At 70.1% G+C, this 22,090-nt stretch carries 22 protein-coding genes and 2 tRNA genes; 7 read left to right on the top strand and 17 right to left on the bottom strand.

The annotated features are described in order from the left end of the window. Window positions 1–66 precede the first annotated feature (66 nt). The gene (locus ACIRVH_RS11110; RefSeq protein WP_361228994.1) at window positions 67–390 is read left to right on the top strand and encodes a multidrug efflux SMR transporter; all 324 of its coding nucleotides are present in this window, start codon (window positions 67–69) and stop codon (window positions 388–390) included. Window positions 391–408: 18 nt separating this feature from the next. On the opposite strand, the gene ACIRVH_RS11105 is transcribed toward ACIRVH_RS11110, so the two are convergent. After that, complete coding sequence (locus ACIRVH_RS11105; RefSeq protein WP_403950813.1) at window positions 409–1,020, bottom strand: TetR/AcrR family transcriptional regulator; 612 nt, start codon at window positions 1,018–1,020, stop codon at window positions 409–411. Window positions 1,021–1,198: 178 nt separating this feature from the next. Between ACIRVH_RS11105 and hisN the strand changes: the two genes are divergently transcribed. Next, window positions 1,199–1,999: a histidinol-phosphatase gene (gene hisN / locus ACIRVH_RS11100; RefSeq protein ID WP_403950811.1), complete on the top strand. Its 801-nt coding sequence runs from the start codon at window positions 1,199–1,201 to the stop codon at window positions 1,997–1,999. 108 nt (window positions 2,000–2,107) lie between these two features. On the opposite strand, the gene ACIRVH_RS11095 is transcribed toward hisN, so the two are convergent. From ACIRVH_RS11095 to ACIRVH_RS11080, 4 genes are all read right to left on the bottom strand, one after another. Further along, window positions 2,108–2,707: a hypothetical protein gene (locus ACIRVH_RS11095; protein WP_403950808.1), complete on the bottom strand. Its 600-nt coding sequence runs from the start codon at window positions 2,705–2,707 to the stop codon at window positions 2,108–2,110. Window positions 2,708–3,271: 564 nt separating this feature from the next. After that, the gene (locus tag ACIRVH_RS11090; RefSeq protein WP_403950806.1) at window positions 3,272–4,042 is read right to left on the bottom strand and encodes a hypothetical protein; all 771 of its coding nucleotides are present in this window, start codon (window positions 4,040–4,042) and stop codon (window positions 3,272–3,274) included. Next, complete coding sequence (locus ACIRVH_RS11085; RefSeq protein WP_403950804.1) at window positions 4,039–4,596, bottom strand: SigE family RNA polymerase sigma factor; 558 nt, start codon at window positions 4,594–4,596, stop codon at window positions 4,039–4,041. Before ACIRVH_RS11085 ends, ACIRVH_RS11090 begins: the two co-directional genes overlap by 4 nt. Window positions 4,597–4,627: 31 nt before the next feature. After that, window positions 4,628–5,305, bottom strand: a complete 678-nt coding sequence (locus tag ACIRVH_RS11080) for a hypothetical protein (protein ID WP_403950802.1) — start codon at window positions 5,303–5,305, stop codon at window positions 4,628–4,630. A 426-nt stretch (window positions 5,306–5,731) separates the two neighbouring features. Between ACIRVH_RS11080 and ACIRVH_RS11075 the strand changes: the two genes are divergently transcribed. Together ACIRVH_RS11075 and ACIRVH_RS11070 are read left to right on the top strand one after the other, a co-directional pair. Beyond that, window positions 5,732–6,124: a cyclic nucleotide-binding/CBS domain-containing protein gene (locus tag ACIRVH_RS11075; protein WP_403950800.1), complete on the top strand. Its 393-nt coding sequence runs from the start codon at window positions 5,732–5,734 to the stop codon at window positions 6,122–6,124. 90 nt (window positions 6,125–6,214) lie between these two features. Next, entirely contained in the window at window positions 6,215–6,631 is a 417-nt protein-coding gene (locus tag ACIRVH_RS11070; RefSeq protein WP_403950798.1) for a Fur family transcriptional regulator, read from the top strand. Between the two features lie 149 nt (window positions 6,632–6,780). On the opposite strand, the gene ACIRVH_RS11065 is transcribed toward ACIRVH_RS11070, so the two are convergent. The 4 genes from ACIRVH_RS11065 to ACIRVH_RS11050 form a co-directional block, all read right to left on the bottom strand. Beyond that, window positions 6,781–6,854: transfer RNA gene (locus ACIRVH_RS11065), tRNA-Met, on the bottom strand. Between the two features lie 67 nt (window positions 6,855–6,921). Next, complete coding sequence (locus ACIRVH_RS11060; RefSeq protein WP_403950795.1) at window positions 6,922–8,733, bottom strand: tetratricopeptide repeat protein; 1,812 nt, start codon at window positions 8,731–8,733, stop codon at window positions 6,922–6,924. Between the two features lie 205 nt (window positions 8,734–8,938). Beyond that, window positions 8,939–9,012: transfer RNA gene (locus ACIRVH_RS11055), tRNA-Met, on the bottom strand. Window positions 9,013–9,053: 41 nt separating this feature from the next. After that, window positions 9,054–11,957 carry a UPF0182 family protein gene (locus ACIRVH_RS11050; RefSeq protein WP_403950993.1) on the bottom strand — a complete coding sequence of 968 codons (2,904 nt, stop codon included), beginning with the start codon at window positions 11,955–11,957 and terminating at the stop codon, window positions 9,054–9,056. Between the two features lie 164 nt (window positions 11,958–12,121). Here ACIRVH_RS11050 and ACIRVH_RS11045 point away from each other — a divergent pair, with 164 nt between their 5' ends. After that, window positions 12,122–12,664, top strand: coding sequence for a PPA1309 family protein (locus tag ACIRVH_RS11045; protein WP_403950793.1), 543 nt, complete (start codon window positions 12,122–12,124; stop codon window positions 12,662–12,664). Window positions 12,665–12,750: 86 nt separating this feature from the next. On the opposite strand, the gene ACIRVH_RS11040 is transcribed toward ACIRVH_RS11045, so the two are convergent. The 4 genes from ACIRVH_RS11040 to ACIRVH_RS11025 all read right to left on the bottom strand — a co-directional run bounded on the left by ACIRVH_RS11040 (window position 12,751) and on the right by ACIRVH_RS11025 (window position 16,000). Then, window positions 12,751–13,848, bottom strand: coding sequence for a PDZ domain-containing protein (locus ACIRVH_RS11040; RefSeq protein WP_403950790.1), 1,098 nt, complete (start codon window positions 13,846–13,848; stop codon window positions 12,751–12,753). 50 nt (window positions 13,849–13,898) lie between these two features. Beyond that, window positions 13,899–14,072 (bottom strand): hypothetical protein, encoded by a 174-nt coding sequence (locus tag ACIRVH_RS11035; RefSeq protein WP_403950787.1) that lies wholly within the window; start codon window positions 14,070–14,072, stop codon window positions 13,899–13,901. 140 nt (window positions 14,073–14,212) lie between these two features. Next, window positions 14,213–14,674 (bottom strand): molybdenum cofactor biosynthesis protein MoaE, encoded by a 462-nt coding sequence (locus ACIRVH_RS11030; RefSeq protein ID WP_403950785.1) that lies wholly within the window; start codon window positions 14,672–14,674, stop codon window positions 14,213–14,215. A gap of 216 nt (window positions 14,675–14,890) precedes the next feature. Next, window positions 14,891–16,000 carry an SDR family oxidoreductase gene (locus tag ACIRVH_RS11025; RefSeq protein ID WP_403950783.1) on the bottom strand — a complete coding sequence of 370 codons (1,110 nt, stop codon included), beginning with the start codon at window positions 15,998–16,000 and terminating at the stop codon, window positions 14,891–14,893. Between the two features lie 192 nt (window positions 16,001–16,192). On the opposite strand from ACIRVH_RS11025, the gene ACIRVH_RS11020 reads away from it, so the two are divergent. Next, a complete protein-coding gene (locus tag ACIRVH_RS11020) occupies window positions 16,193–17,632 on the top strand; it encodes a zinc-dependent metalloprotease (RefSeq protein ID WP_403950781.1) in 1,440 nt (479 codons plus the stop codon). Beyond that, on the top strand, window positions 17,629–18,150 hold the full coding sequence (locus tag ACIRVH_RS11015) for an NUDIX hydrolase (protein ID WP_403950778.1): 522 nt from the start codon (window positions 17,629–17,631) through the stop codon (window positions 18,148–18,150). The genes ACIRVH_RS11020 and ACIRVH_RS11015 overlap by 4 nt, the downstream gene beginning before the upstream one ends. 55 nt (window positions 18,151–18,205) lie before the next feature. On the opposite strand, the gene ACIRVH_RS11010 is transcribed toward ACIRVH_RS11015, so the two are convergent. The 4 genes from ACIRVH_RS11010 to ACIRVH_RS10995 form a co-directional block, all read right to left on the bottom strand. After that, a complete protein-coding gene (locus ACIRVH_RS11010; RefSeq protein ID WP_403950777.1) occupies window positions 18,206–18,961 on the bottom strand; it encodes an AIM24 family protein in 756 nt (251 codons plus the stop codon). Window positions 18,962–18,979: 18 nt separating this feature from the next. Next, complete coding sequence (locus tag ACIRVH_RS11005) at window positions 18,980–19,660, bottom strand: AIM24 family protein (protein WP_403950775.1); 681 nt, start codon at window positions 19,658–19,660, stop codon at window positions 18,980–18,982. 11 nt (window positions 19,661–19,671) lie between these two features. Continuing rightward, window positions 19,672–21,342 (bottom strand): TerD family protein, encoded by a 1,671-nt coding sequence (locus tag ACIRVH_RS11000; protein ID WP_403950772.1) that lies wholly within the window; start codon window positions 21,340–21,342, stop codon window positions 19,672–19,674. Between the two features lie 128 nt (window positions 21,343–21,470). After that, window positions 21,471–22,067, bottom strand: a complete 597-nt coding sequence (locus ACIRVH_RS10995; protein WP_403950770.1) for a M48 family metallopeptidase — start codon at window positions 22,065–22,067, stop codon at window positions 21,471–21,473. Between the last annotated feature and the right edge of the window lie 23 nt (window positions 22,068–22,090).

Below are 22,090 nucleotides of genomic sequence, written 5' to 3'. Positions count from 1 at the left end.
GGGTGCCGGGACGGTAAGTGCATAATCGCACCCAGCCGGACGGCCGGACCTACGGGAGGACAGCACATGGCGTGGCTGCTGGTCATCGTGGCCGGGCTTCTGGAGACCGGCTTCGCCGTGTGCCTCAAGCTCTCCCACGGCTTCACCCGCCTGTGGCCGACGGTCGCCTTCGCCTCCTTCGCGCTGGGCAGCTTCGGTCTGCTGACCCTCTCGCTGAAGAAGCTCGACGTCGGCCCCGCGTACGCGGTGTGGACGGGGATCGGCGCGGCGGGCACCGCGATCTACGGCATGGTCTTCCTCGGCGACCTGGTGTCGACCCTGAAGATCGTCTCGATCTCCCTGGTGATCGTCGGCGTGATCGGCCTGCAGCTGTCGGGGTCGGCGCACTAGGTGTACTGATCACGAGGTTCAGCCGACGCGCTGCCGCACCAGGGCGCTGCGCACCAGCTCGGCCACTCCCCCCTCACCCGGCGGGGCCGCGACGCACGACAGGGCGACCCGTACGGCCAGCTCGCAGGACCGGACCAGCTCGGCGGTGTCCGCCGTGGCCGCGGTGGGACCGGCCAGCACCGTCACCGCCCGGTCCCGCACGATCTGCACGAAGTCGCGGGGCGAGGGCAGCGGTCCGTCCGCCCGCCGCTGCGCGGGTACGACGGAGGAGGACGGCACGGCGGACAGGGTCGGCGTGGGCAGACGCTCGCTCCAGCAGCCGGTGAGCATGGCACGCACCAGCGCGTTGTCCCGGGCGGCCGCGGCCGTCCACTCGGCGGTGGCGGTCAGCCGGTCCCGCGGATCGGTGTACGCGGCGAGGGCCCGCTCCACTCCGGCGAGATACCCGTCGGCCTCCCGCCGCACCAGCGCCCTGGCCAGCCCCTCTTTGCTCCCGAACTCGTTGTACAGCGTCTGCCGGGACACGCCGGCCGCCGCTGCCACGTCGACCATCCGCACCGCGGACCACGGCCGACGCCCGAGCGCCGTATAGGCGGCGTCCAGTAGCGATTCCCGGGCTGCAGGCATCATCGCCTCCCTGGGGCGAGCAACTCTGCGCCCAGATTTGACGCGCATACATGCACTGTCAAGGGTTCGCGGTGGTGCGGAGGGGCGCCCTCGGTCACCGATGCACCGCAGGGAGTTCCCCGGCCCCTGTCCCCCGGGCCCCCTATAGCCCCGTGCCCCCTCGCCGGATACCGTTCCTCACATGCCGGACTACCTCGACGACCTCCGCCTCGCCCACGTCCTCGCGGACGCGGCCGACGCCGCCACCATGGCCCGCTTCAAGGCCCTCGACCTGAAGGTGGAGACGAAGCCGGACATGACCCCGGTGAGCGAAGCGGACAAGGCGGCGGAAGAGCTCATCCGCGGCCAACTCCAGCGCGCCCGCCCCCGGGACGCGATCCTCGGCGAGGAGTACGGCGTCGAGGGCACCGGCCCCCGTCGCTGGGTGATCGACCCGATCGACGGCACCAAGAACTACGTCCGCGGCGTCCCCGTCTGGGCCACCCTCATCTCCCTGATGGAAGCGGGCGAGGGCGGCTACCACCCCGTCGTCGGCGTGGTCTCCGCCCCCGCCCTCGGCCGCCGCTGGTGGGCCGCGAGGGGGCACGGCGCCTTCACCGGCCGCAGCCTGTCCGCCGCGACCCGCATCCACGTCTCCCACGTCGGCGAGCTCTCGGACGCCTCCTTCGCGTACTCCTCGCTCTCCGGCTGGGAGGAGCAGGGCCGCCTGAACGGCTTCCTCGACCTCACCCGCGAGGTGTGGCGCACGCGCGCGTACGGCGACTTCTGGCCCTACATGATGGTCGCCGAGGGCTCGGTCGACCTCTGCGCCGAACCGGAGCTGTCCCTGTGGGACATGGCCGCCACCGCGGTCGTCGTCACCGAGGCCGGCGGCACCTTCACCGGCCTCGACGGCCGCCCGGGCCCACACAGCGGCAACGCGGCGGCGTCCAACGGACTGCTGCACGACGAGTTGCTGGGGTATCTCAACCAGCGCTACTGACGCCATCTTGCGGCCCGACCTGCGCATTTCCCCTGGGCCCCACCACGCCACCCGTCGGGCCGCCGGCCACGCCCACGAAAACAGGTCGGCCAAGCCAAGAGACGGTTTTCAGCCGCACGAAATCGCCTTTGTTGCCATCGGGACTCGCAACTCCCCGCGCGCGTAATGCGGATCGGCCATGTCAGGCCACTCGAAGAGGCTACCTATTGCGCTTTGCTCAAGCTGTCCGTCGTAAATGCGGTGCCATTCCTTACCGTTCCCGTCGGAGAATATGGCGCGAGGCTGGCTGAAAGTCGCCCCGAGCGGAACACGCCCGGAAAACGAAACGTAGAGATGCTTCCGGTCATAATAATGCCCGGAATATTTGATCATCTCGGGCTTGAAAACATACTCGGAACATGGAGGCAGCCAGGGCAGTACGACTTGGACAGAGATGTCGGACGGCTGCCCTGGCTTCGTCATGTCCGTGAAAATCTCGAACATGAGGATCATGCGAGTGACAGGGTCTGACGAGCGGTTCTCCAGGTAAAGCCAGTCCGAACCGTTCGACGCCTTGGCTATCCAGAAGTTGACGCGGGACGCTTGGTCGCGCGCTGCCCGCGCGGTGTCGCTTTCAGCCTGTGAGAGTTGACTCATTGACACGCGCGCCTGATAATAGGTGGTGATGCCGGTGAAGAGCAGCGTCCCAATTGCTGCGACAGCTCCCACTGTCGCGCCCCACGTCTTCCAATGGGCGCGCCGCCACCACGGTCGTGATTGCCGCTGTTTCTCAGTCCTCTTCTGCGCGGCCCTCACCGCTGCCGCATTTGCGACGCGTCCGCTTTTCCCTCCACCCACGGGCCGTTCCTCCCTCGGATCGGCTTTGGGCCTCCTACAGGCGTTGCACGGCACCCGAAATAGGGGTCCGGGTCACTGGCGCCGTGCAGCCCTCGCTATTCCACGAGTACTCCTTTCGGCCGGTGATCGCATGTTGCGCCACCTGGCCAGCCCGGCCGGTAGCCGTTCGCGCAGGCGGGGGTTGCGTACGTAGTAGCTGGTGCCCATGGGTCACGTGCCACCACTGGCAGCTCCCCGTCGCCGCCTCGACGACCAACTGCCCGCCGCACGGCATCGGGCGCGGCTGGGGGCCCCGTTGACGGGCGTCATCCAGCGTCTTCCGGATCAGCTCGGCTCGAGTCGAACCGTGCTTCCCGTCGGGCTCGATGTCCGTACCCTGGGCCATCTGTGGGCCAACCTGCCGATCCCGTGGACGGCTTGTGGCATCGGTGGTGGTCAGTGCCAGTTGGTGTCGTGGGTGAGTCGGTTGTGGTGGGTGTCGTACTGGTCGACGGCGGTGATGGTCCGTCCGTCGGGGATGGGTGCGGCCCAGGCGCGGTAGGTGGTGCCGGGGACGGTGACGGTGGTCGCCTTGACCTGGGTGCCGTCGGAGAGGGAGACCACGCCGTAGGCGACCTCGGCTTCGGGATTGGAGACCATGAGTCGGCTGCCGCTGAGCCCCTTGTCGTGCAGGCCCCACAGTCCCAATTCGCCTGCGGCATGCGGGTCCTGTGTGCCCGTGACGAGCTGGCAGTCGGCCCACGGGCCGCCCTGATGGTCGATCCGGACGCCGCCGATGTACATGCGCTGACACAGCAGCGAAGTGCCAGGAGCCGTGCTTCCGTCGGGGAGTGTGGGCCGGGTGTAGCCCTTGGGCAGCGTCCGGTGGAACTCCAGCGCCACCGACCAACGGTGCCCGTCTGTCGTCCCCTCGGCCACCCGGACATTGACCGGGCCGGGAGTCGGGGTGAAGGGGGAGCTTGCGGGGGGTGAGGGCCGACGCGCAGGGGCGACGGCATCAGGCGGTGGCTTCAGGAACGCAACCGTCAGGCCGAGGCCGAGGACGCAGGCGGCACTTGCCACGGCAGCCGCGGCACGGCGGCGTTTCCTGCGGGTGCGCGCGGTGGTCAGGATCTGGTCGACGGGCGCCTGGGACGAGGGGTAGGCCTCGCGTGACCGGGCGAAGGCGTCGCGTGCCCAGTCTTCTTGGCCGTGATCTGGAGTCATCGTGCCTCTGCAGGGCGGCTGGGCGGGTAGTTGCAGGCGAGGGTCGACCGGCTGCGCAGTTTGGCCAAGGCCCGGGACGCCTGGCTCTTCACGGTGCCGACCGAACAGCCGAGGACGTCTGCCACTTCCTCGACGGACAGATCCTCGCAGTAGCGCAGCACCACGACAGCCCGCTGCCGCTCGGGCAGGTCGGCGAGCTCGCGAGCCAGGGCGTCGTACACGTCCACGCCTCCGACACCGGCCCCGTCGTCGTGGACGGGGCCGGTGTCGGGCAGCGACGGGAGAAGGAGATGGGTGATCCTGCGGCGGCGATGCCGGCTGCGGTTGGTGTTGACCAGTGCGCGGCGAACGTAGTGTTCGGCGCGCTCCGGCTCCAGTCGCTGCCAGTGCGGGTACACCTTCACCAGCGTCGTCTGCACCAGGTCTTCCGCTTCGTGGAAGTCGCCGGTGAGCAGATACGCGGTGTGGGTCAGGGCCCGCCAACGGGCGGCGACGAACCGGGTGAACTCCGAATCCGGTCCGCGGTCCGCGGCCTTGCGATCACTTGACTGCACAGCAGGAGGTGCCCGTCCTTCGCCTGGCTGGTCAGCGCCAGTTGGTGTCGTGGGTGAGTCGGTTGTGGTGGGTGTCGTACTGGTCGACGGCGGTGATGGTCCGTCCGTCGGGGATGGGTGCGGCCCAGGCGCGGTAGGTGGTGCCGGGGACGGTGACGGTGGTCGCCTTGACCTGGGTGCCGTCGGAGAGGGAGACCACGCCGTAGGCGACCTCGGCTTCGGGATTGGAGACCATGAGTCGGCTGCCGCTGAGCCCCTTGTCGTGCAGGCCCCACAGTCCCAATTCGCCTGCGGCATGCGGGTCCTGTGTGCCCGTGACGAGCTGGCAGTCGGCCCACGGGCCGCCCTGATGGTCGATCCGGACGCCGCCGATGTACATGCGCTGACACAGCAGCGAAGTGCCAGGAGCCGTGCTTCCGTCGGGGAGTGTGGGCCGGGTGTAGCCCTTGGGCAGCGTCCGGTGGAACTCCAGCGCCACCGACCAACGGTGCCCGTCCACCCGGCCTCTGCCGATCACCTGCGTGACCACCTGCGGCACCTGCCGGTGAGCGGAAGCAGACCGCTTGGCGACGACGGAGGCAGGTGCGGACGCCGGGTGGGCGGCCTGGCCCGACGCCGCCTCGCTCACGGAGGCACCGAACGAGACCCCTCCGAGCGCGGCGACCGCGACGGCCGCCATGGCTGCCTTCCTGGCAAAACTGAGAGCCACGGAGCATTTCTCCTTCAAAGCTGCCGCCCGACGCCACGCCGGGCGGTCATCGACGGCCGGCGCGCTGGGCCCGCGTGCCGACCTGCAGCGACCACCAGGAGCGGTGGCCGCGGCTTGGACGTCCGCCCGTAGGTACTCCCAAACACTCACGGCAGGTTGCACGCCCGCGCGACTTTGCTTCGCAGCATCCCCGCTCGCTGGGGTACGGGACCTACACGCCGCACCCCACTGGAAGCAAAGTTCAATACCAGCGCTACTGAGCAAGGAGAGAAGCCCGCGCACGCCCTCAACTGGCTACGCGCGCCCTCTTGTTGACTCGCCCTTTACCTGGCACTCTGAGGCCACCCCCACTTGTGAACTTGTGAATCCCTGAACTAACGGCCGGAGCCGCGGGTCCGGGGATTCCCATAGGAGGTGGCCCATCCCATGCTCGTCCGTGACGCCATGAGCACCATGGTCCTCACCCTCGGCCCCAACCACACCCTCCGCCAGGCGGCTGCCCTGATGTCCGCCCGTCGCGTCGGCGCCGCCGTGATCCTCGACCCCGACGCCGGCGGCATCGGCATCATCACCGAGCGCGACATCCTCAACTCCGTGGGTCTCGGCCAGAGCCCGGACGCGGAGCTCATCCACGCCCACACCACCACCGACGTCGTCTTCGCGGCCCCGACCTGGACCCTGGAGGAGGCGGCCAGCGCCATGGCGCACGGCGGCTTCCGGCATCTGGTCGTCCTCGACCGCGGCGAGCCCGCCGGCATCGTCTCGGTCCGCGACATCATCCGCTGCTGGGCGCCGGCACGGCAGCAGGTGCCCGTATGAGACCCCGACATTGGACTTAGTCCAAGTCCATCAACATTCCAAAGTCACACCTATTCGGAACCTGGTCTCGATTCCGTTACACTGGTCTGCATGAGCGACCTTCTGGAACGGCTGCGCGGACGCGGATGGCGGATGACCGCGCAGCGCCGCGTCGTGGCCGAGGTTCTCGACGGCGACCATGTCCATCTGACCGCCGACGAGGTTCACGCGCGGGCCGTCGGGAAGCTGCCGGAGATCTCCCGGGCGACCGTCTACAACACGCTGGGTGAGCTGGTCTCCCTCGGCGAGGTCCTCGAGGTCACCACCGACAAGCGCGCCAAGCGGTACGACCCGAACGCCCACCGGCCGCACCACCACCTGGTCTGCGCCCGGTGCGGCGCGATCCGTGACGTGCACCCCACGGGCAACCCGCTCGCCGACCTCCCCGACACGGAGCGCTTCGGCTTCACGGTGTCGGACGTCGAGGTGACGTACCGGGGGCTGTGCCCGAACTGCGCGGACGCGTGACACGAGGGGGGCGCAAGCCCCCCTTTTTCTTGCTCATGAACATGTTCTTGGTCATGAGCACTCGATCGTGAACACGGGCCGATGCGCAGGCATCCATGAACACGCCTAGGGCCGGAATCCATCTCTGGATTCCGGCCCTAGGCCTTCAGTAGCGGGGACAGGATTTGAACCTGCGACCTCTGGGTTATGAGCCCAGCGAGCTACCGAGCTGCTCCACCCCGCGTCGGTGAACACGACATTACGTGAGGGCAGCCCGCTGAAGCAAATCGATTGGGGGCGAGTGGCCGGGGTCACGCAGAAAGCTCCTCACGCAGCGCGTCCCGCAACCGCCCCGCCCGTTCGGTGACCTCCGCGGGCCCGAGCGCCACCGCCCGGTCGGCCCACTTCTGCCCCTCGGCCAGCTCCCCGCGACGCGCGTAGACGAGGGCCAGCCGGAGAGCCGCCCGCCCGTGCCCCGCGTCAGCGGCCCGCGTCCACCACACGGCCGCCTCCGGCTCGCTGCCCTCCCGGGCCAGCAGGAGCCCCAGGTTGAACGCCCCGTTGCGCGACCCGGCCTCCGCCGCCGCCCGGTACCACCGCGCCGCCTCGACCACGTCACCCCGGGCCGCCGCGAGCATGCCCACGCGCACCTGCGCCCGCCGGTGCCCCTGGGAGGCCGCCCGCTCGTACCACTCCTCGCACTCGGTCTTCTCGTGCACGATCTCGCCCAGCTCGTGCGCGGGCTCCGGCGGCCGCCGCGCGTCCAGCACGGTGGCCAGCCGGTACGCCGCCTCGGCGCTGCCGCCGCCGGCCGCGCACCGCAGATGCCGCTCGGCCTCCGGCTCGTCGCCCTCGCGCAGCCGTGCGATCCCGACCTGCAGCGCGGCCTCGGTGTGCCCGGCGGCGGCCGCCCGCTCGTACCAGCGCAGGGCGAACTGATCCTCGCCCCGCCCGGCGTGCAGGATCCCCAGGTTGAACGCGGCGTCCACGCTCCCGGCCTCGGCAGCCTTGGAGAACCAGGGCTCCGCCCCGCTCGTGTCGCCGCCCTGGAGCAGCAGGATGGCCAGCGCGTTCGCCGCCTCCCGGTGCCCGGCGTAGGCGGCCCGCCGGTACCACTGCTCGGCCTGCGCGGTCCGCCCCTGCTCGGCGCAGAGCAGCCCGAGGTTGTACGCCCCGTTGTCGTCCCCGGCGTCCAGCGCGGCCCGGTACCAGCGCTCGGCGGTCTGTGTCTCCCCGCGCTCGGCGTGCAGCGCGCCCAGCGCGTTGGCCGCGTTGCCGTCGCCGTCCTGCGCGGCCCTGAGCCACCACACGGCCGCGCTCTCGGTGTCCCCGGCGTCCCGCAGCAGGAACCCGAGCGCGCAGGCGGCGCGCGCTTCCCCGTCCTTGGCGGAGGTCAGGTACCAGCGCCCGGCCTCCTTCAGCTCGCCGCGCTTCTCCAGGATCGCGCCGAGGTGCAGCGCGGCCCGCCGGTGGCCGCGCGCGGCGGCCTGCCGGTACCACTGCTCGATCTCCTCGACAGCGTTGTCAGGCCCGCTCTCGTCCTCGTGCGTGGCCCTGCGGTCGAGCGCACGTGCGAGCCGGTAGGCGGCCTCACGGTGCCCGCGATCGGCGGCGGCCCGCATCCACTGCTCGGAACCGGCGTCCGCGCGGTGCTCCAGCAGGTCGGCGAGCGCGTACGCGCCCAGCACGTGGCCCTGCTCGGCGGACTGGCGCAGCCAGTACTCGGCGGCGGGCTCGTCCCCGCGCTCACGGTGGTGCCGGCCGAGCGCGTGCGCGGCGGCGGCCGAACCGGCGACGGCGGCGATCCGCCACCAGCCGGCGGCCTCCTCGGGGTAGCCGCGCTGGTGCAGGAGAACACCCAGGTTGTTGGCGGCGGCCCGGTCCCCGGCCGCGGTGGCGGCACGCAGCTGGGGCTCGGCTCCGTCGAGATCACCGCGGCGCAGCAGCATGGCACCGAGGACGCTCATCGCCTCGGTGTCGCCGGTCTCCGCGGCGAGCCGGAGGTGTACCTCCTCGGCGGCCTCCCCCATGTCGCCCATCTCGTCCCGCGTCGGCTCCTCACTCGAAGGCTGCACAAATCGCCCTGTCTCGAACAGAGTTGCCTTGTCCCCCATAACGTCCATCGTCGCACCACCTGCAACCTGGGTACACCCGGTATACCGCAGCCCGTGAGGTCACTTCAGCGTTTTGTCGACATGCCCACAGAGAGATAAGTCAAACACAGGTCGCCCAACTCCCCACGGCGGCGCGGCCGTCCTTCCCCGTCTGTACATGAGTTCGCACACCACGAAGGCCCGGATCCCTCAGGATCCGGGCCTTCGACTTCAGTAGCGGGGACAGGATTTGAACCTGCGACCTCTGGGTTATGAGCCCAGCGAGCTACCGAGCTGCTCCACCCCGCGCCGTTGCCTGGTAACAGTACCACGGCACAGAGTGGCCTTGATCAACTCTTGCTCTTGTCGGCCGTCTTGTCGGTTGTCTTGTCAGCCGTCTTGTCAGCCTTGGACTGTGCGTCCTCGGCCCGCTGCAGCGCGTCCTGCAGGTCCTTCTGTGCCTTGGCGTACGCGTCCCAGTCCGGCCCCTCCTTCAGTGCCTGCTGCCCGGCGGCGAAGGCCTTCTGCGCGTCTTCCAGCGCCTGCTTCACCGTCGGGTTGCCGGCGCCGGGCGGGTTGGTGGTGCCGGTATCGGGCGGCGTGGTCGTCCCCTGCACTCCGAACACCTTGTTGAGCGCCTCGTCCAGGGTGTCCTCGAAGGCGGTCTTGCCCTCGTAGGTGACCAACACCTTGCGCAGCAAGGGGTACTTGAGTTCACCGCCGCGTACGTAGACGGGCTCCGCGTACAGCAGGCCCCCGTCCAGCGGCACGGTCAGCAGATTGCCGTACTCGACCTTCGAGTGGCCTCTGCTCAGGAGGCTGATCGTCTCGGCGATGTCCGCCTGGGAGTTGAACTGGCTCTGAACCTGCTTGGGTCCGTCGACGGTCGTGCTCGTCGGCAGTTTCAAAACTCTGATCTTGCCGTAGTCACTGGTCCGCGGATCGGAGTCGACGGACATGAACGCGCTGAGGTTGTCCCGCCCGTTCGGCGTGAACGTCGTCGTCAGCGAGAACGCCTGCGCCGCCTGGTCCGGCATCTTCATGCTCAGGTAGTACGGCGGTACCGCACTGCCGGAGTCGTTGGTCGGGTCGTCCGGGACCTCCCACACCTCGCTGCCGCTCAGGAAGGTCTGCGCGTCCGTCACGTGGTAGCGGGTGAGCAGCTCGCGCTGGACCTTGAACAGGTCCTGCGGGTAGCGGAGATGGGCCATCAGGTCCGGGGAGATGTCCGCGCGGGACTTCACCGTGCCGGGGAAGGCCTTCATCCAGGTCTTCAGCACCGGGTCCTCGGTGTCCCACTGGTAGAGCGTGACCTGGCCGGTGTACGCGTCGACGGTCGCCTTCACCGAGTTGCGGATGTAGTTGACCTGGTTCTGCTGGGCCACCACCGCACGGGAGTTGTTGTTCGCGGTCAGCGAGTCGGCCGTCGTGTCACCGAGGGTCGTACGGGAGGCGTACGGGTATCCGTTCGTGGTCGTGTACGCGTCCACGATCCACTGGATGCGGTGGTTCACCACGGCCGGGTAGGCGTCGCCGTCGATGGTCAGCCAGGGGGCGACGGCCTCGACGCGGTCCTTGGGCGTGCGGTTGTACAGGATCCGCGAACCCTTGCCGATCGCGCCGGAGTAGAGGATCTGCGGCTCGTTGAACGCCACCGCGTATGCGGCCCGGTTGATCGGGTTGTCGAGGTTGACCCCGCTCTTGCCGGTGTAGCTGGTGGTCTTCGCACCCTGGTCGTCGGAGTAGTCGATCTCCTTCTGGGGACCGCCGACGATCGAGTACGCGGAGGTCTTCTCGCCGTAGTAGATCCGCTGCTCGTACGTCCCCAGGTCGCCCTCGGAGGGCAGGTTCTTCTCCGTGAAGACCGGCCGGCCCCCGGAGTCGGCCTCGGTGCCCTTGGCGGCGACCACGCCGTAGCCGTGCGTGTAGCGGAAGTGGTCGTTGATCCAGTTGTTCTTCGGGATGCCGTCGAGGTTCAGCTCGCGCAGACCGATGACGGTGTCCTGGTCCTTGCCGTCCTTGGCGTACCGGTCGACGTCGAGGTTGGTCGGGAACCCGTAGTAGTTCCAGATCTGCTGCAGCTGCTGGAACGTCGGCGAGACGACGTTCGGGTCCATGATGCGGATGCTGGCCGTGTCGTCGACCTGGTCGCGCAGCTTGGTCTTGTCCGCGGTGCCGGACTTGCCCGGGTACTCGCTGACCTTGGCGTCGTCGATGCCGTACGCCTCACGGGTCGCCTTGAGGTTCTTCTGGACGTACGGGGCTTCCTTGGCCTGCTCGTTGGGCTGGACCTGGAACTTCTGCACGATGGCCGGGTACAGGCCGCCGATCAGGATCGCGGAGAGCACCATCAGGCCGAAGCCGATGACGGGCAGCTGCCAGGTGCGCCGCCACAGGGTGGCGAAGAACAGCAGCGCGCAGATGACGGCGATGCAGAACAGGATCGTCTTGGCCGGCAGATAGGCGTTGGCGTCGACGTAGCGCAGACCGGTCCAGTTGCCGGTCGCCTTGAAGTCGCTGGACTTGACGGCGAGGCCGTACCGGTCGAGCCAGTAGGCGACCGCCTTCAGCGCCACGAAGATGCCGAGGAGCACCGACAGATGCCCGGTCGCGGCGGCGGTGGCGCGCGCGCCCGGGCTGGTGACGCGCAGCCCGCCGTACAGGTAGTGGGTGAGCGCGGCAGCGATCAGGCAGAGGATCGCGGTGGCGAATCCGAAGCCGAGCAGGAACCGGTACCAGGGCAGATCGAAGGCGTAGAAGGAGACGTCGAGGTGGAACTGCGGGTCCTTCTGGTGGAAGGGCACGCCGTTGACCCACATCAGCCAGGTGCGCCACTGGCTGGACGCCGAGGCGCCCGCGATCAGGCCGACGAGAGAGGTGACGGCGAGCAGCATCCACGTCTTGTACGGCGCGATGCCCATCCGGTAGCGGTCCAGGCTCTGCTGTTCCATGGACATGGCGCTCAGCGGGGGCCGCAGCCGGTGCGCGAGCCAGATGTTGAAGCCCACGGCGAGTGCCATCAGCAGACCGAAGACGAAGAACAGCCCGATTTTGGTCGACAGCGTGGTGGTGAACACGGACGAGTAGTGCACCGACCGGTACCACAGCCAGTCCGTCCAGAAGCCCGCGAACATGGTGAACGCCATGCCGAGGACGGACAGGACGCCCAGTGTCATGAGCAGGGTCCGGGCGCGCCGGGACGGGCGGCCCGCTCTGATCCGTGGCCCCGTCGGGCCTCCGCCGCGGTCCGGCATCTGGAAAGCCAAGGTGCGCACCTCGAAGTTCGCTGTCGATCCGTCAGGCCCTCGTGTTCGCGGGCCCTCCGTGGCCCCCCGTGATCGCGGGCCCACACCTATGCAACTTACTCACGGTTTACTCGGTTCCCGATTCCGGCCGGTAACGAGGCAGGATTGTGACCATGTCCAACACTCCCATGGCAGCGAGCCCGCTCACCCGGGCCGTACTCGAGATCGACGAGTACGCCTCCGGCCTCGGCTGGGACCAGCCCGCTCGCCTCTTCGCCCTTGTAGACACCGCACGGCTGCGGGCTCAGGAACCCTCGCTCGCCGCCCAGCTCGGCCTGCAGGACGAGCCCGAGACCACCGGTCTCACCCCGATCGAGCAGGACGAGGTCCCGACGGACAAGCCGCTCGACGAGTTCCTCGGCACCATCGCCTGGCCGGACGCGGTGGTCGGCTGCGCGCTGACGGTGGAGCGCCTGATGCTGCCTCCGTCGGCCGAGGCGCAGGTCCCGCAGGGGCTGAGCGACGCCAGGCTGGCCAAGTGGGTGGCGGACCACCCCGAGCGCCAGGAGGTCCGCATGACGGTCGCGGTGCTGCGCGACGGCAGCCGCGACTCGGCGCTGCGGCTGCGCGAGAAGGACTCCCCGACGGAGGTGCTGACGGGTCCGGACCTGGTGCCGGGTCTGGCGGACGCCCTGTCGGCCACGTTCGCGGACTGACGTCCTCTTCTCGCAGGTCCTGTACGGCGCTGGGGGCGCCCCTTGTCACAAGGGGCGCCCCCAGCCGTGTACCGGGAATCCGCTCGTCAGCCCTTGGCGGTGCACTTCGGCAGGGCGGCGGTGTCGCCGCTGCGGATGTCCTTCAGGGCGCCGAGGGCGTCGCCGATGGTCTTGACCTTGACCAGGGTGAGCCCGCCGGGGGTGTCCTTGGCGGCGGCCGCGCAGTTCTCGGCGGGCGTCAGGAAGTACTGGGCGCCCTTGCTGCGCGCGCCGACGGTCTTCATCTCGATGCCGCCGATCGGCCCGACCGTGCCGTTGTCGTCGATGGTCCCGGTGCCGGCGACGAACTTGCCGCCGGTGAGGCTGCCCGGGGTGAGCTTGTCGTAGATGCCGAGCGCGAACATCAGGCCGGCGCTGGGGCCGCCGACGTCGGCGAGCTTGATGTCGATGGTGAACGGGAAGGTGTGGTCGGTCCCGGCGGAGATCCCGACGATGGCCCGCTTGACGCCGCTGTCGGCGGAGGTCGCCGTCGTGATCTTCACGTCCTGCGTCCTGGTCGCCGTCTTGTGCTCCTTCTCGGCGGCGGCCTGCTCCTTGATCGGGACCACGGTGAAGACGACGTCCTGGCCCGGCTTGTGCTTGGTGACGAGCTTGGCGACGTCGGCCGGCTGCCGCACCGCCGTACCGTCCACGGCCTTGATCACATCACCGGCGTGCAGCCGGCCCTCGGCCGGGGAGCCCTTGACGACGGTGGAGACGATCACCCAGGACTTCACCGGGACGCCCAGTTCCTTCAGGGCGGCGACCTTGGCGCTCTCCTGGGACTGGCTGAACTCCTCCGCGTTCTCCTGGGTGGACTGCTCCTCCGTCTTGCCGTCCGGGTAGAGCGTGTCGTGCGGCACGATCTTGGTGTCGTGCGCCAGCCAGCCGTAGACGGCTTCCACCAGGTTCATCCGGAAGTCGGCGCTGGTGACCCGGACGGTGGTCATGTTCAGATGCCCGTCCGTCGGGTAGGTCTTGTGCCCCTCGATCTGCAGCACCGGCTCGCCTGCGTGCTCCCCGAGCGTGTTCACGGTCGGCCCCGGGGACATCTCCGAGTACGGCACGGGGATGAGTACTCCCGCGCACAGGAGCGCGATCAGCATCAGGGTGGAGGCGAGCATCGTCGCGGTGCGGCGTGGCATGCAACGACAGTACGGGACGCCTCTGTCAGCGCACCGTCAGGGCACCCCCGTCAGGCGCCGCGCGCATCCGAGCGGGGCTTCTCCATGGCCTCGCGAAAGCGCGCGTACCCGTCCAGTTCGGGACCGTCACTGCGGGTCCGCCGAGTCCGGTTGGCCCAGCTGCCCCACAGACCGGCACCGATCGCAGCCACAAGCGGAATCAGCAACCAGGCAAGCGCCGCCATGCCGACCTCCCAACCCCTTGAGCGTCCGCGACTGACTGATCAGCAGATTAACCATCCGCACTGACAACGCTCACGGCAGGGGTGCGGTTACGCAACCGGAGGGGGTGGTGGGCCGAACGTGAACACGGATGCGGCTGTCGTCAGCAGGAGCCGACCCACTCCTCGGTCCCGTCGGAGAACTTCTGGTGCTTCCAGATGGGCACCTCGTGCTTGAGGTCGTCGATCAGCTTGCGGCACGCCTCGAAGGCCTCGCCCCGGTGCGGGCACGACACGCCCACGACGACGGCGAGGTCCCCGACGCCGAGGTCGCCGACCCGGTGGACGGCGGCCAGCGCGCGCACCGGGTACTCGGCGACGACCTTCTCGGCGATCCGCCGCATCTCGGCCTCGGCGCTGGGATGGCAGGAGTATCCGAGCGCGTCGACGTCGGCACCCCCGTCGTGGTTCCGCACGGTCCCCACGAACAGCGCGACACCGCCGGCGGCGTCGTCCCCGACGGCCCGGAACACCTCGTCCACGGACAGCGCGGTCTCCCGGATGCCGATCAACTTGATGGGATCCTGAGCCGCCTGCTCACCGGGGTGCTCGTTCGTAGCTGCCATGGGTCCATCGTGCCGCATGCCCCCGACAACGAGGAATACGACTTTCACCAGGCACACGCGCGTGCTGCTTTGGAGCCTTCTACAGGGGCTCGTCAACCCACCGGGGCGGGGTCACGGCCGGTTGTCAGCCCACCGAGTCGGGTGCCGGGTGGGCACAGGCCGGGGTCCAGGGGGCGGGAGCCCCCTGGCGAGGTTCAAGGGGCGGAGCCCCCTGCCTCACCGCCGCCGGGCCTTCCGAGCCCGCCGAACCACGGCGGCAGCGCCCAGCAGAGCCACCGTCGCCCCCGCCGCACCCGCAGCCGTCGCGTCCTTCCGCCCCAGCCGACGCCCTGCGACCGTATGCCGCCCGGAAACCTCCCCCAGCAGCTCCGCGAGCACTTCCTCGTTGGTCCACCCCGGCCGCCACCCGGCGTCGTGCAGCCGGCTCCCACTGACCACCCAGGGGTACATCGTGTACGCCAGGTCCCCCGCCGGAGACGGTGTGAGCCCGATCCGGTGCAGCCGAGCCGCCGCGCCGAGCGCGACCGCCGACGGCAGCTCCATCCGCCGGATCCCGCTCAGCTCCTCCACCTCCTCCTGCTCCAGCCACCCGTCACAGCCGACCGTCAGCTCCCCGTCGACCTTCTCCAGGACGGCGTACTCCAGAGCGCTGCACAGATCCTCGACATGGCAGAACTGCCACGCGGGCCGCGATCCGGCGACGACCAGCAGTCGAGGCGACTCGAAGTACCTGGTCAGCGCGGTGTCCGTGCCCCCGACCAGCACGGCGGGCCGTACCACGGTCACGTTCAGCCCCGGATGCGCCCGCGGCGCGCGGCGCGCCAGCCGCTCGATCTCCAGGAGATCCCCGACCCCGGTGGCCTCGGCCGTGGCCCGCAGCTCGGCGTCCTCCGACAGTGGCAGTTCGTTGTCCGGCAGCGCCCCGTACACCATCGCGGACGTGCACAGCACCACCCGGTGCACCCCGGCCGCCGCGGCCGCGGTCAGCACGGTCTGTGTCCCCCGGACGTTGTAAGCGGTGCGGGCGGCCGGGTCGCTCCCGAGGTCCAGGTCGAGCGCCAGATGGACCACCACGTCTGCGCCGCGCAGCTTGTCGGCGATCGACGGGTCGCGCACGTCGAGGATGTGCCACTGCGCGGCCGCGCACTCCCCGCGCCGCTCGTCGATGGCGATGACCTGTTTGATCTCCTCGGATGCGGCAAGCCGCTCGGTGAGCAGGGCTCCCACCCCGCCGGCGGCGCCGGTGACCGCGACGACGGGTCCGCGCACGGCGGGCGGGGTTGAGGGGTTTCGCGCTGCGCGAACCTGCGGATCTGGGGAACTCACCTGGCGTCTCCAGAGGTTGTCTTCAGTACGGGCGCGACTGACGCGGCCGTACCAGGTGCATCCATCCTGCCGCAGGCCTTCTGTGGACGAAGCACCGAGGCCCGATCGGGTCCGGGTGTCTACGCTGGGTGGTGATGTCGGGCAGCCGCGCCGCCGGAGAATCACCGGTGGCCTTACCAGCCGAGGAACCCCGTGAGTGACACCCCATTCGGATTCGGCCTTCCGCCGGAGGAGCCGGAAGACGGCGACGAGGGCAAGAAGAAGGACCAGCAGAGCGGTGGTGGGCAGGGACCGGCCAACCCGTTCGGTTTCGGCGGCCTGCCCGGAGCCGGAGGCTTTGGCGGCCCCGGCGCCGACAATCCGCTCGCAGCGATGTTCGGTTCCCTGAACCCCACCGACCTGGGCGCCGCGTTCCAGCAGCTGGGCCAGATGCTCTCCTACGAGGGCGGCCCGGTGAACTGGGACATGGCCAAGCAGATCGCCCGCCAGACGGTCTCCCAGGGCACCCCGGACGGCGTCAAGGACGCGAGCGTCGGCGCCGCCGAGCGCACCGCGGTCGAGGAGGCCGTCCGCCTGGCCGACCTGTGGCTGGACGACGCGACGTCCCTGCCGTCGGGCGCCGCCTCGGCGGTGGCCTGGTCCCGCGCGGAGTGGGTCGAGGCGACCCTGCCCGCGTGGCAGGAGCTGGTCGACCCGGTCGCCGAGCGGGTCGGCGCGGCCATGGGCGACGTCCTGCCGGAGGAGATGCAGGCCATGGCGGGCCCGCTGATCGGCATGATGCGCTCGATGGGCGGTGCCATGTTCGGCACGCAGATCGGGCAGGCCGTGGGCGTGCTCGCGGGCGAGGTCGTCGGTTCGACGGACATCGGCCTGCCCCTGAGCCCGGCCGGCAAGGCCGCGCTGCTCCCGGCCAACGTGGAGGCCTTCGGCAAGGACCTCGGCGTGCCGCAGGAGGAGGTCCGGCTCTACCTGGCCCTGCGTGAGGCCGCGCACCAGCGCCTGTTCTCGCACGTGCCGTGGCTGCGCTCGCACCTGTTCGGCGCGGTCGACGGGTACGCGCGCGGGATCAAGGTCGACACGGCCAAGCTGGAGGACGTGGTCGGCCAGTTCGACCCGCAGAACCCCGAGCAGCTGCAGGACGCTCTCCAGCAGGGCATGTTCCAGCCGGAGGACACGCCCGAGCAGAAGGCGGCCCTGGCCCGTCTGGAGACGGCTCTGGCGCTCGTCGAGGGCTGGGTGGACGCGGTGGTCCACGCGGCCGCGAAGCCGCGTCTGGCGTCCGCCGACGCCCTGCGCGAGACCCTGCGCCGGCGCCGGGCCACCGGCGGTCCGGCGGAGCAGACGTTCGCCACGCTGATCGGGCTGGAGCTGCGCCCGCGCCGGCTGCGCGACGCCTCCCGTCTGTGGGCCTCGCTCACGGACGCGCGCGGAGTCGACGGCCGGGACGCCCTGTGGGCCCACCCGGACATGCTGCCGACGGCCTCCGACCTGGACGACCCGGACGGCTTCGTGCACCGCGAGCAGCTGGACTTCTCGGAGCTGGACAAGATGCTCGGCGAGGCGGCGAGCGGCTCCGGCGAGAAGCCGAACCTGAAGAAGGACGACGAGGACAAGGGCGACGACGCCGAGTGAGCCTGCACGACGACGCGGCCCTCGTCCTGAAGGGGTACGAGGGCCAGGAAGATCTGCGCCAGGCCTACCTGGACCATCTGGCGGCCCACCCGGACGGCATGTGGAAGGCCTGCCACGCGGGCCACGTCACGGCGAGCGCCCTGGTGATCGACCCCGAGCGCGGCCGGGTGCTGCTCACGCTGCACAGGAAGCTGCGGATGTGGCTGCAGATGGGCGGCCACTGCGAGCCGGGCGACGCCTCGCTGGCCGCTGCGGCCCTGCGTGAGGCGTCCGAGGAGTCCGGCATCGCGGGGCTGACGCTGCTGCCCGGCGGTCCGGTGCGCCTGGACCGGCATCCGATCCCGCCGCCGTGCCACTGGCACTTCGACGTGCAGTACGCGGCGCTGGCCCCGAGCGACGCCGAGCACGTGGTCAGCGACGAGTCGCTGGACGTGCGCTGGTTCGCCTACGACGAGGTGGCGGACGTGGCGGACGAGTCGGTCGTACGCCTGCTGGACGCGACCCGCGCCAGGCTCTGAACAAGTAAGGGGCGGCCGCCATAGCGGTCGCCCCTTACGTTTGCCTTCCGGACGGTCAGCTCCAGACGTTGCCCTGGTTCTGGCCGCGCGCCCCCTGCTGCCCCATGCCGAACTGTGCGGCGAGGCCCTGGCCGATCTGCGCGTTCTGCGGCGGCAGCAGCTCGCTGGGCTGCACGAGCGCGAATCCGGAGCCCATGAAGCTCAGCTCCCAGCCCTCACCGGTGTTCCCACGCCGCCGCCACACTCCCGAGGAGTGGGTCTGGGCCTGCATCTGCACCCGCAGCCCGGTGGACCAGGCGACGATGGCGTCGGCGTCGCAGTTGACGTACTTGTCGGGCGTGACCTGCATCAGCAGCGGCGCGCCCGAGGTCATCAGGGCCACCTTGCCGCGCCCGGTGATGTTCAGCTGGTACTTCCCGGACCCGGAGATGCCGTAGAGGCTGTCGACGGCGATGGCCTCGTGGTGCAGCGAGGAGTCCATGGCGAGGACGTAGCTGCTGTCGACCGTCAGGCCGTCCTGCTCGACCTCCATGACGTGCACGTGCTGGGCGAGGTTGGCGAGGTAGACCGTGCCCTGCCCGTGGCAGCGCATCAGGTCCAGGCCCTCGCCGGTGTACGCACGCGCGCGTGCCTGGCTGTTGCTGCGGTACTCGGCGTCGAACTCGACGAGTCCCTGGTAGGCGACCATGGTGCCCTTGCGGGCGAGGAGGTCGTCGTGACCCTCCAGGGTGATCCGGAGCATCTGCTTGTTCTGCAGGCTCCAACGCTCCTGTGTCTGGGAGTCGTTGTACGCGAAAAGCGGGCTCTGCATGATGTTTCTGGCTCCCCCTCAGCCCCGGAACCGGAGGCGGTCGGTGCTGTCCTCGCTGGGCTGGACGACGACGATGCCCTGGCCGGAGAAGGCCATCTGGTAGGCCTCACCGCTGCCCCGGCCGATCAGTGACTGGGCCTTGAAGCTGCGCTTGCCCTTCACCTTCAGGTTCGGGGACCAGGCGACGAGCGCGTCGGGGTCGACGTACGTCTCGTCCTCACCGCCGCCGCAGTCGACGACGATCGGCTTGCCCCGGGAGGTCAGCGCGACCCAGCCCTGCCCGGAGATCCTCGTGTTCCACAGGCCCTGCCCGGCGAACTTGGCGAGCCCCTTGACGCGCTCCACGCCCCAGTTGAGGTGGGCGTCGAAGGCGAGCAGGTTGGTGGCGTTGACGGAGATGCCGTCGCCGTTGAGGTTGATCACGACGACGTTGGCGCCGTAGTCGGCGAGGTAGAGCAGTCCGTCGCCGGAGCACTTCATCAGCGGCGCGCCCTCGCCGGTGATCCAGTCGCGGGCGATCTGGCGCACGGCCGGCGGGTTGGGCTCGTACTGGATGAAGCCTTCGTAGGCGACCATCGACCCCACGCGCGCGAGGAGGTCGTTCCCGGTCTGCAGGGCGACCTTCAGCATGTGGTCGCCGTGGTTCTCCATACGGGCGGTGACGGGTGCGGGGGCATAGCCCGCGAGCGGCTGGTTCATGACGGGCTCCCTCAGACCTCGTACGGCTGGACGACGATGAAGTTGCCGGGGGCGCCCCGGAACTGCAGGTTGACGCTCTCGCCGGTGTCGCCCGGGTAGGCGTTGCGGCGCATCCGGACCTGGCTGGAGACGATCACCTGGGAGGCCGCCGACCAGGCGACCACCGCGTTGCAGTCGGCGAAGGTCGTCGGCGTCACGGGCAGCACGACGGGCGTGCCGTGCGTCTTGACTACGATCGTGCCGGTGCCCTGGAACTGCATGGTGAACAGCGCGCCGCCCGGGATGCCGTGGCCCTCGATGCGGCGGACCTCGTACTGGAGGCTCTCGTCGAAGGCGAGGACGTTCTCCGCGGACACGCAGATCGCTTCGCCCTGCAGCTCGACGGGGTGCAGGTGGGTGGAGTTCTCGGCGAGGAACACCTGGCCGTTGCCCGTGCAGCGCATCAGCTGCATCTCCTGGCCGGTCGCGCTGCCCACGAGCCGCCCGGCGAACCCGGCGCCCTTGTAGCTGAAGTCGACCTTGCCCTGGTAGAGCACCATGCTGCCCTGCCGGGCCAGCACGGGCTGCCCGCCGATGCCGAGGTCGACACGGATCAGCTTCTTGTTCTGCTGCGTCCAGCGCTGCCCGGTGGGCGTCTCCTTGAACGCCTGGAGCGCGGCCGTGACACCGGCACCGCCCTGGGGAGCGCCCTGCGGCACTCCGTAGGAGGCGGCCTGCTGCCCCGGGACCTGGCCGTAGGGCGGCTGCTGGCCGTAGCCAGGCGGCATGGGCGCGCCCGGCTGACCGCCGTAGGAGGGCTGCTGGCCGTAGCCCGGGGGCATCGGCGCGCCGGGCTGGCCGCCGTACGACGGCTGCTGCGGCGGCTGGCCGTAGGGCGCGGGCGCCGGGGCCGGCGGATGGACCGTGCCGCCGGCGGGCGGGGTCAGGGGGGCGATGATCGTCGGCGCAGCGTGCACGTTCGGTGCGGGCGCCGGGGCCGGGGCCGGGGCCGGGGGCGGAGTCGCGCTCGGCGGCGCGAAGCCCTGCGGAGCGGGCGCGGGTGCCGGAGCAGGGGCGGGCGCGGGAGCCGGTGCGGCCGGGGCGCCGAACGCGGGCGGGGCGAAGCCGGGGGCGGCGCCGGACTGCGGCTGCTGCGGGGCGGCGGGCGCCTCCTCCTCCAGCACGTCGCCGCCGAAGTTCTTCAGCAGCGCCTCCAGGCCGCCGTCGAAGCCCTGACCGACCGCGGCGAACCGCCACACGTCCTTGAAGTAGAAGTCGCCGAGCATCACGGCCCGCTCGGTGGAGAACTCCGAGCCGTTGAAGGAGTACCGCGCGACCTCCTCGCCGCCGGCCACGATGCGCACGTATCCGGGATTGATCTGCGACATCTGCCCGGCACCGTCGATGGTCGCCGTGAAGGACAGCTTGCGGATCTGGGAGGGGATCCGGTCCAGGGTGACCCGGAACGACTCCGTGTCGCCCGACTGGGTACCCAACAGCTGGATGGACTCCTCCGGGGACTTCGGCTGATTGAAGAAGACGAAGTACCGGTCGTCCGAGAGACGCTCGTCGGCGTCCAGACCGAAGCAGCTGATGTCGAAGGTCAGTCCGGGGGCGGAGATCTGCACGCCTACGTACAGATCCGTGCCCACCGTGAGGTCACTGATCCTGGCCTTGTGGCCGCGTTGGAATTCCCTGGCCATGCGTTACGACCGTCCCCCATCCCGAATGCGAGTGCGTCGCGCCAGGCTAACGGCAAACCCCGACATCGGACGCAGCCGGTACAGACCCGGTACACAACCGCGCCCGGGGGCGGATCTACGGCGCCCGTTCACTCCCCGCGCGCGCCGGGCACATGCGGCAGCCGCTCGGCCGCCACCACCCCTTCGAGGTAACCGCGAGCCCGCTCGGTGCGCGGGTAGGACTCCAGCAGCCGCCAGAAGTCAGGCCCGTGACCGGGCACCAGCAGATGCGCCAGCTCATGGCACAGCACGTAGTCGACGACGTACTCCGGCATCCCCTGCAGCCGGTGCGAGAGCCGGATGCTGCCCTCGGCCGGGGTGCACGAACCCCACCGCGTGTTCTGGTTGGTGACCCAGCGCACGGAGGCGGGGCGCGCCCGGCCCTCGAAGTACTGGTCCGACAGCCGCTCGGCGCGCTCGGTCAGCTCCGCGTCGCCCAGCACCCGTTTGCTCTCCTGGGCGGCCAGCTTGTCGAGCATGACGGTCACCCAGCGCTGCTCCTCCGCCTCGGACATCCGGGCGGGGATCAGTACGACGGTGCGATCGCCCTCGCGGTACGCGGAGACCGTGCGGCGGCGCCGGGTACTCCTGCGAACCTCGATCGCGCTCGCCCCCGAGCCGCTCGGCGGCTGGCTCGTCGTGCTGCGCTGTGGCTTTCCGGCGCGGTGCAGGGGGTCGGCGGGCACGCCCCGACGTTACCCGCTGGACA

Source organism: Streptomyces sp. NPDC101165 (assembly GCF_044768135.1).
Lineage (GTDB): Bacteria > Actinomycetota > Actinomycetes > Streptomycetales > Streptomycetaceae > Streptomyces.
This window is presented reverse-complemented; position numbering and strand designations above follow the sequence as displayed.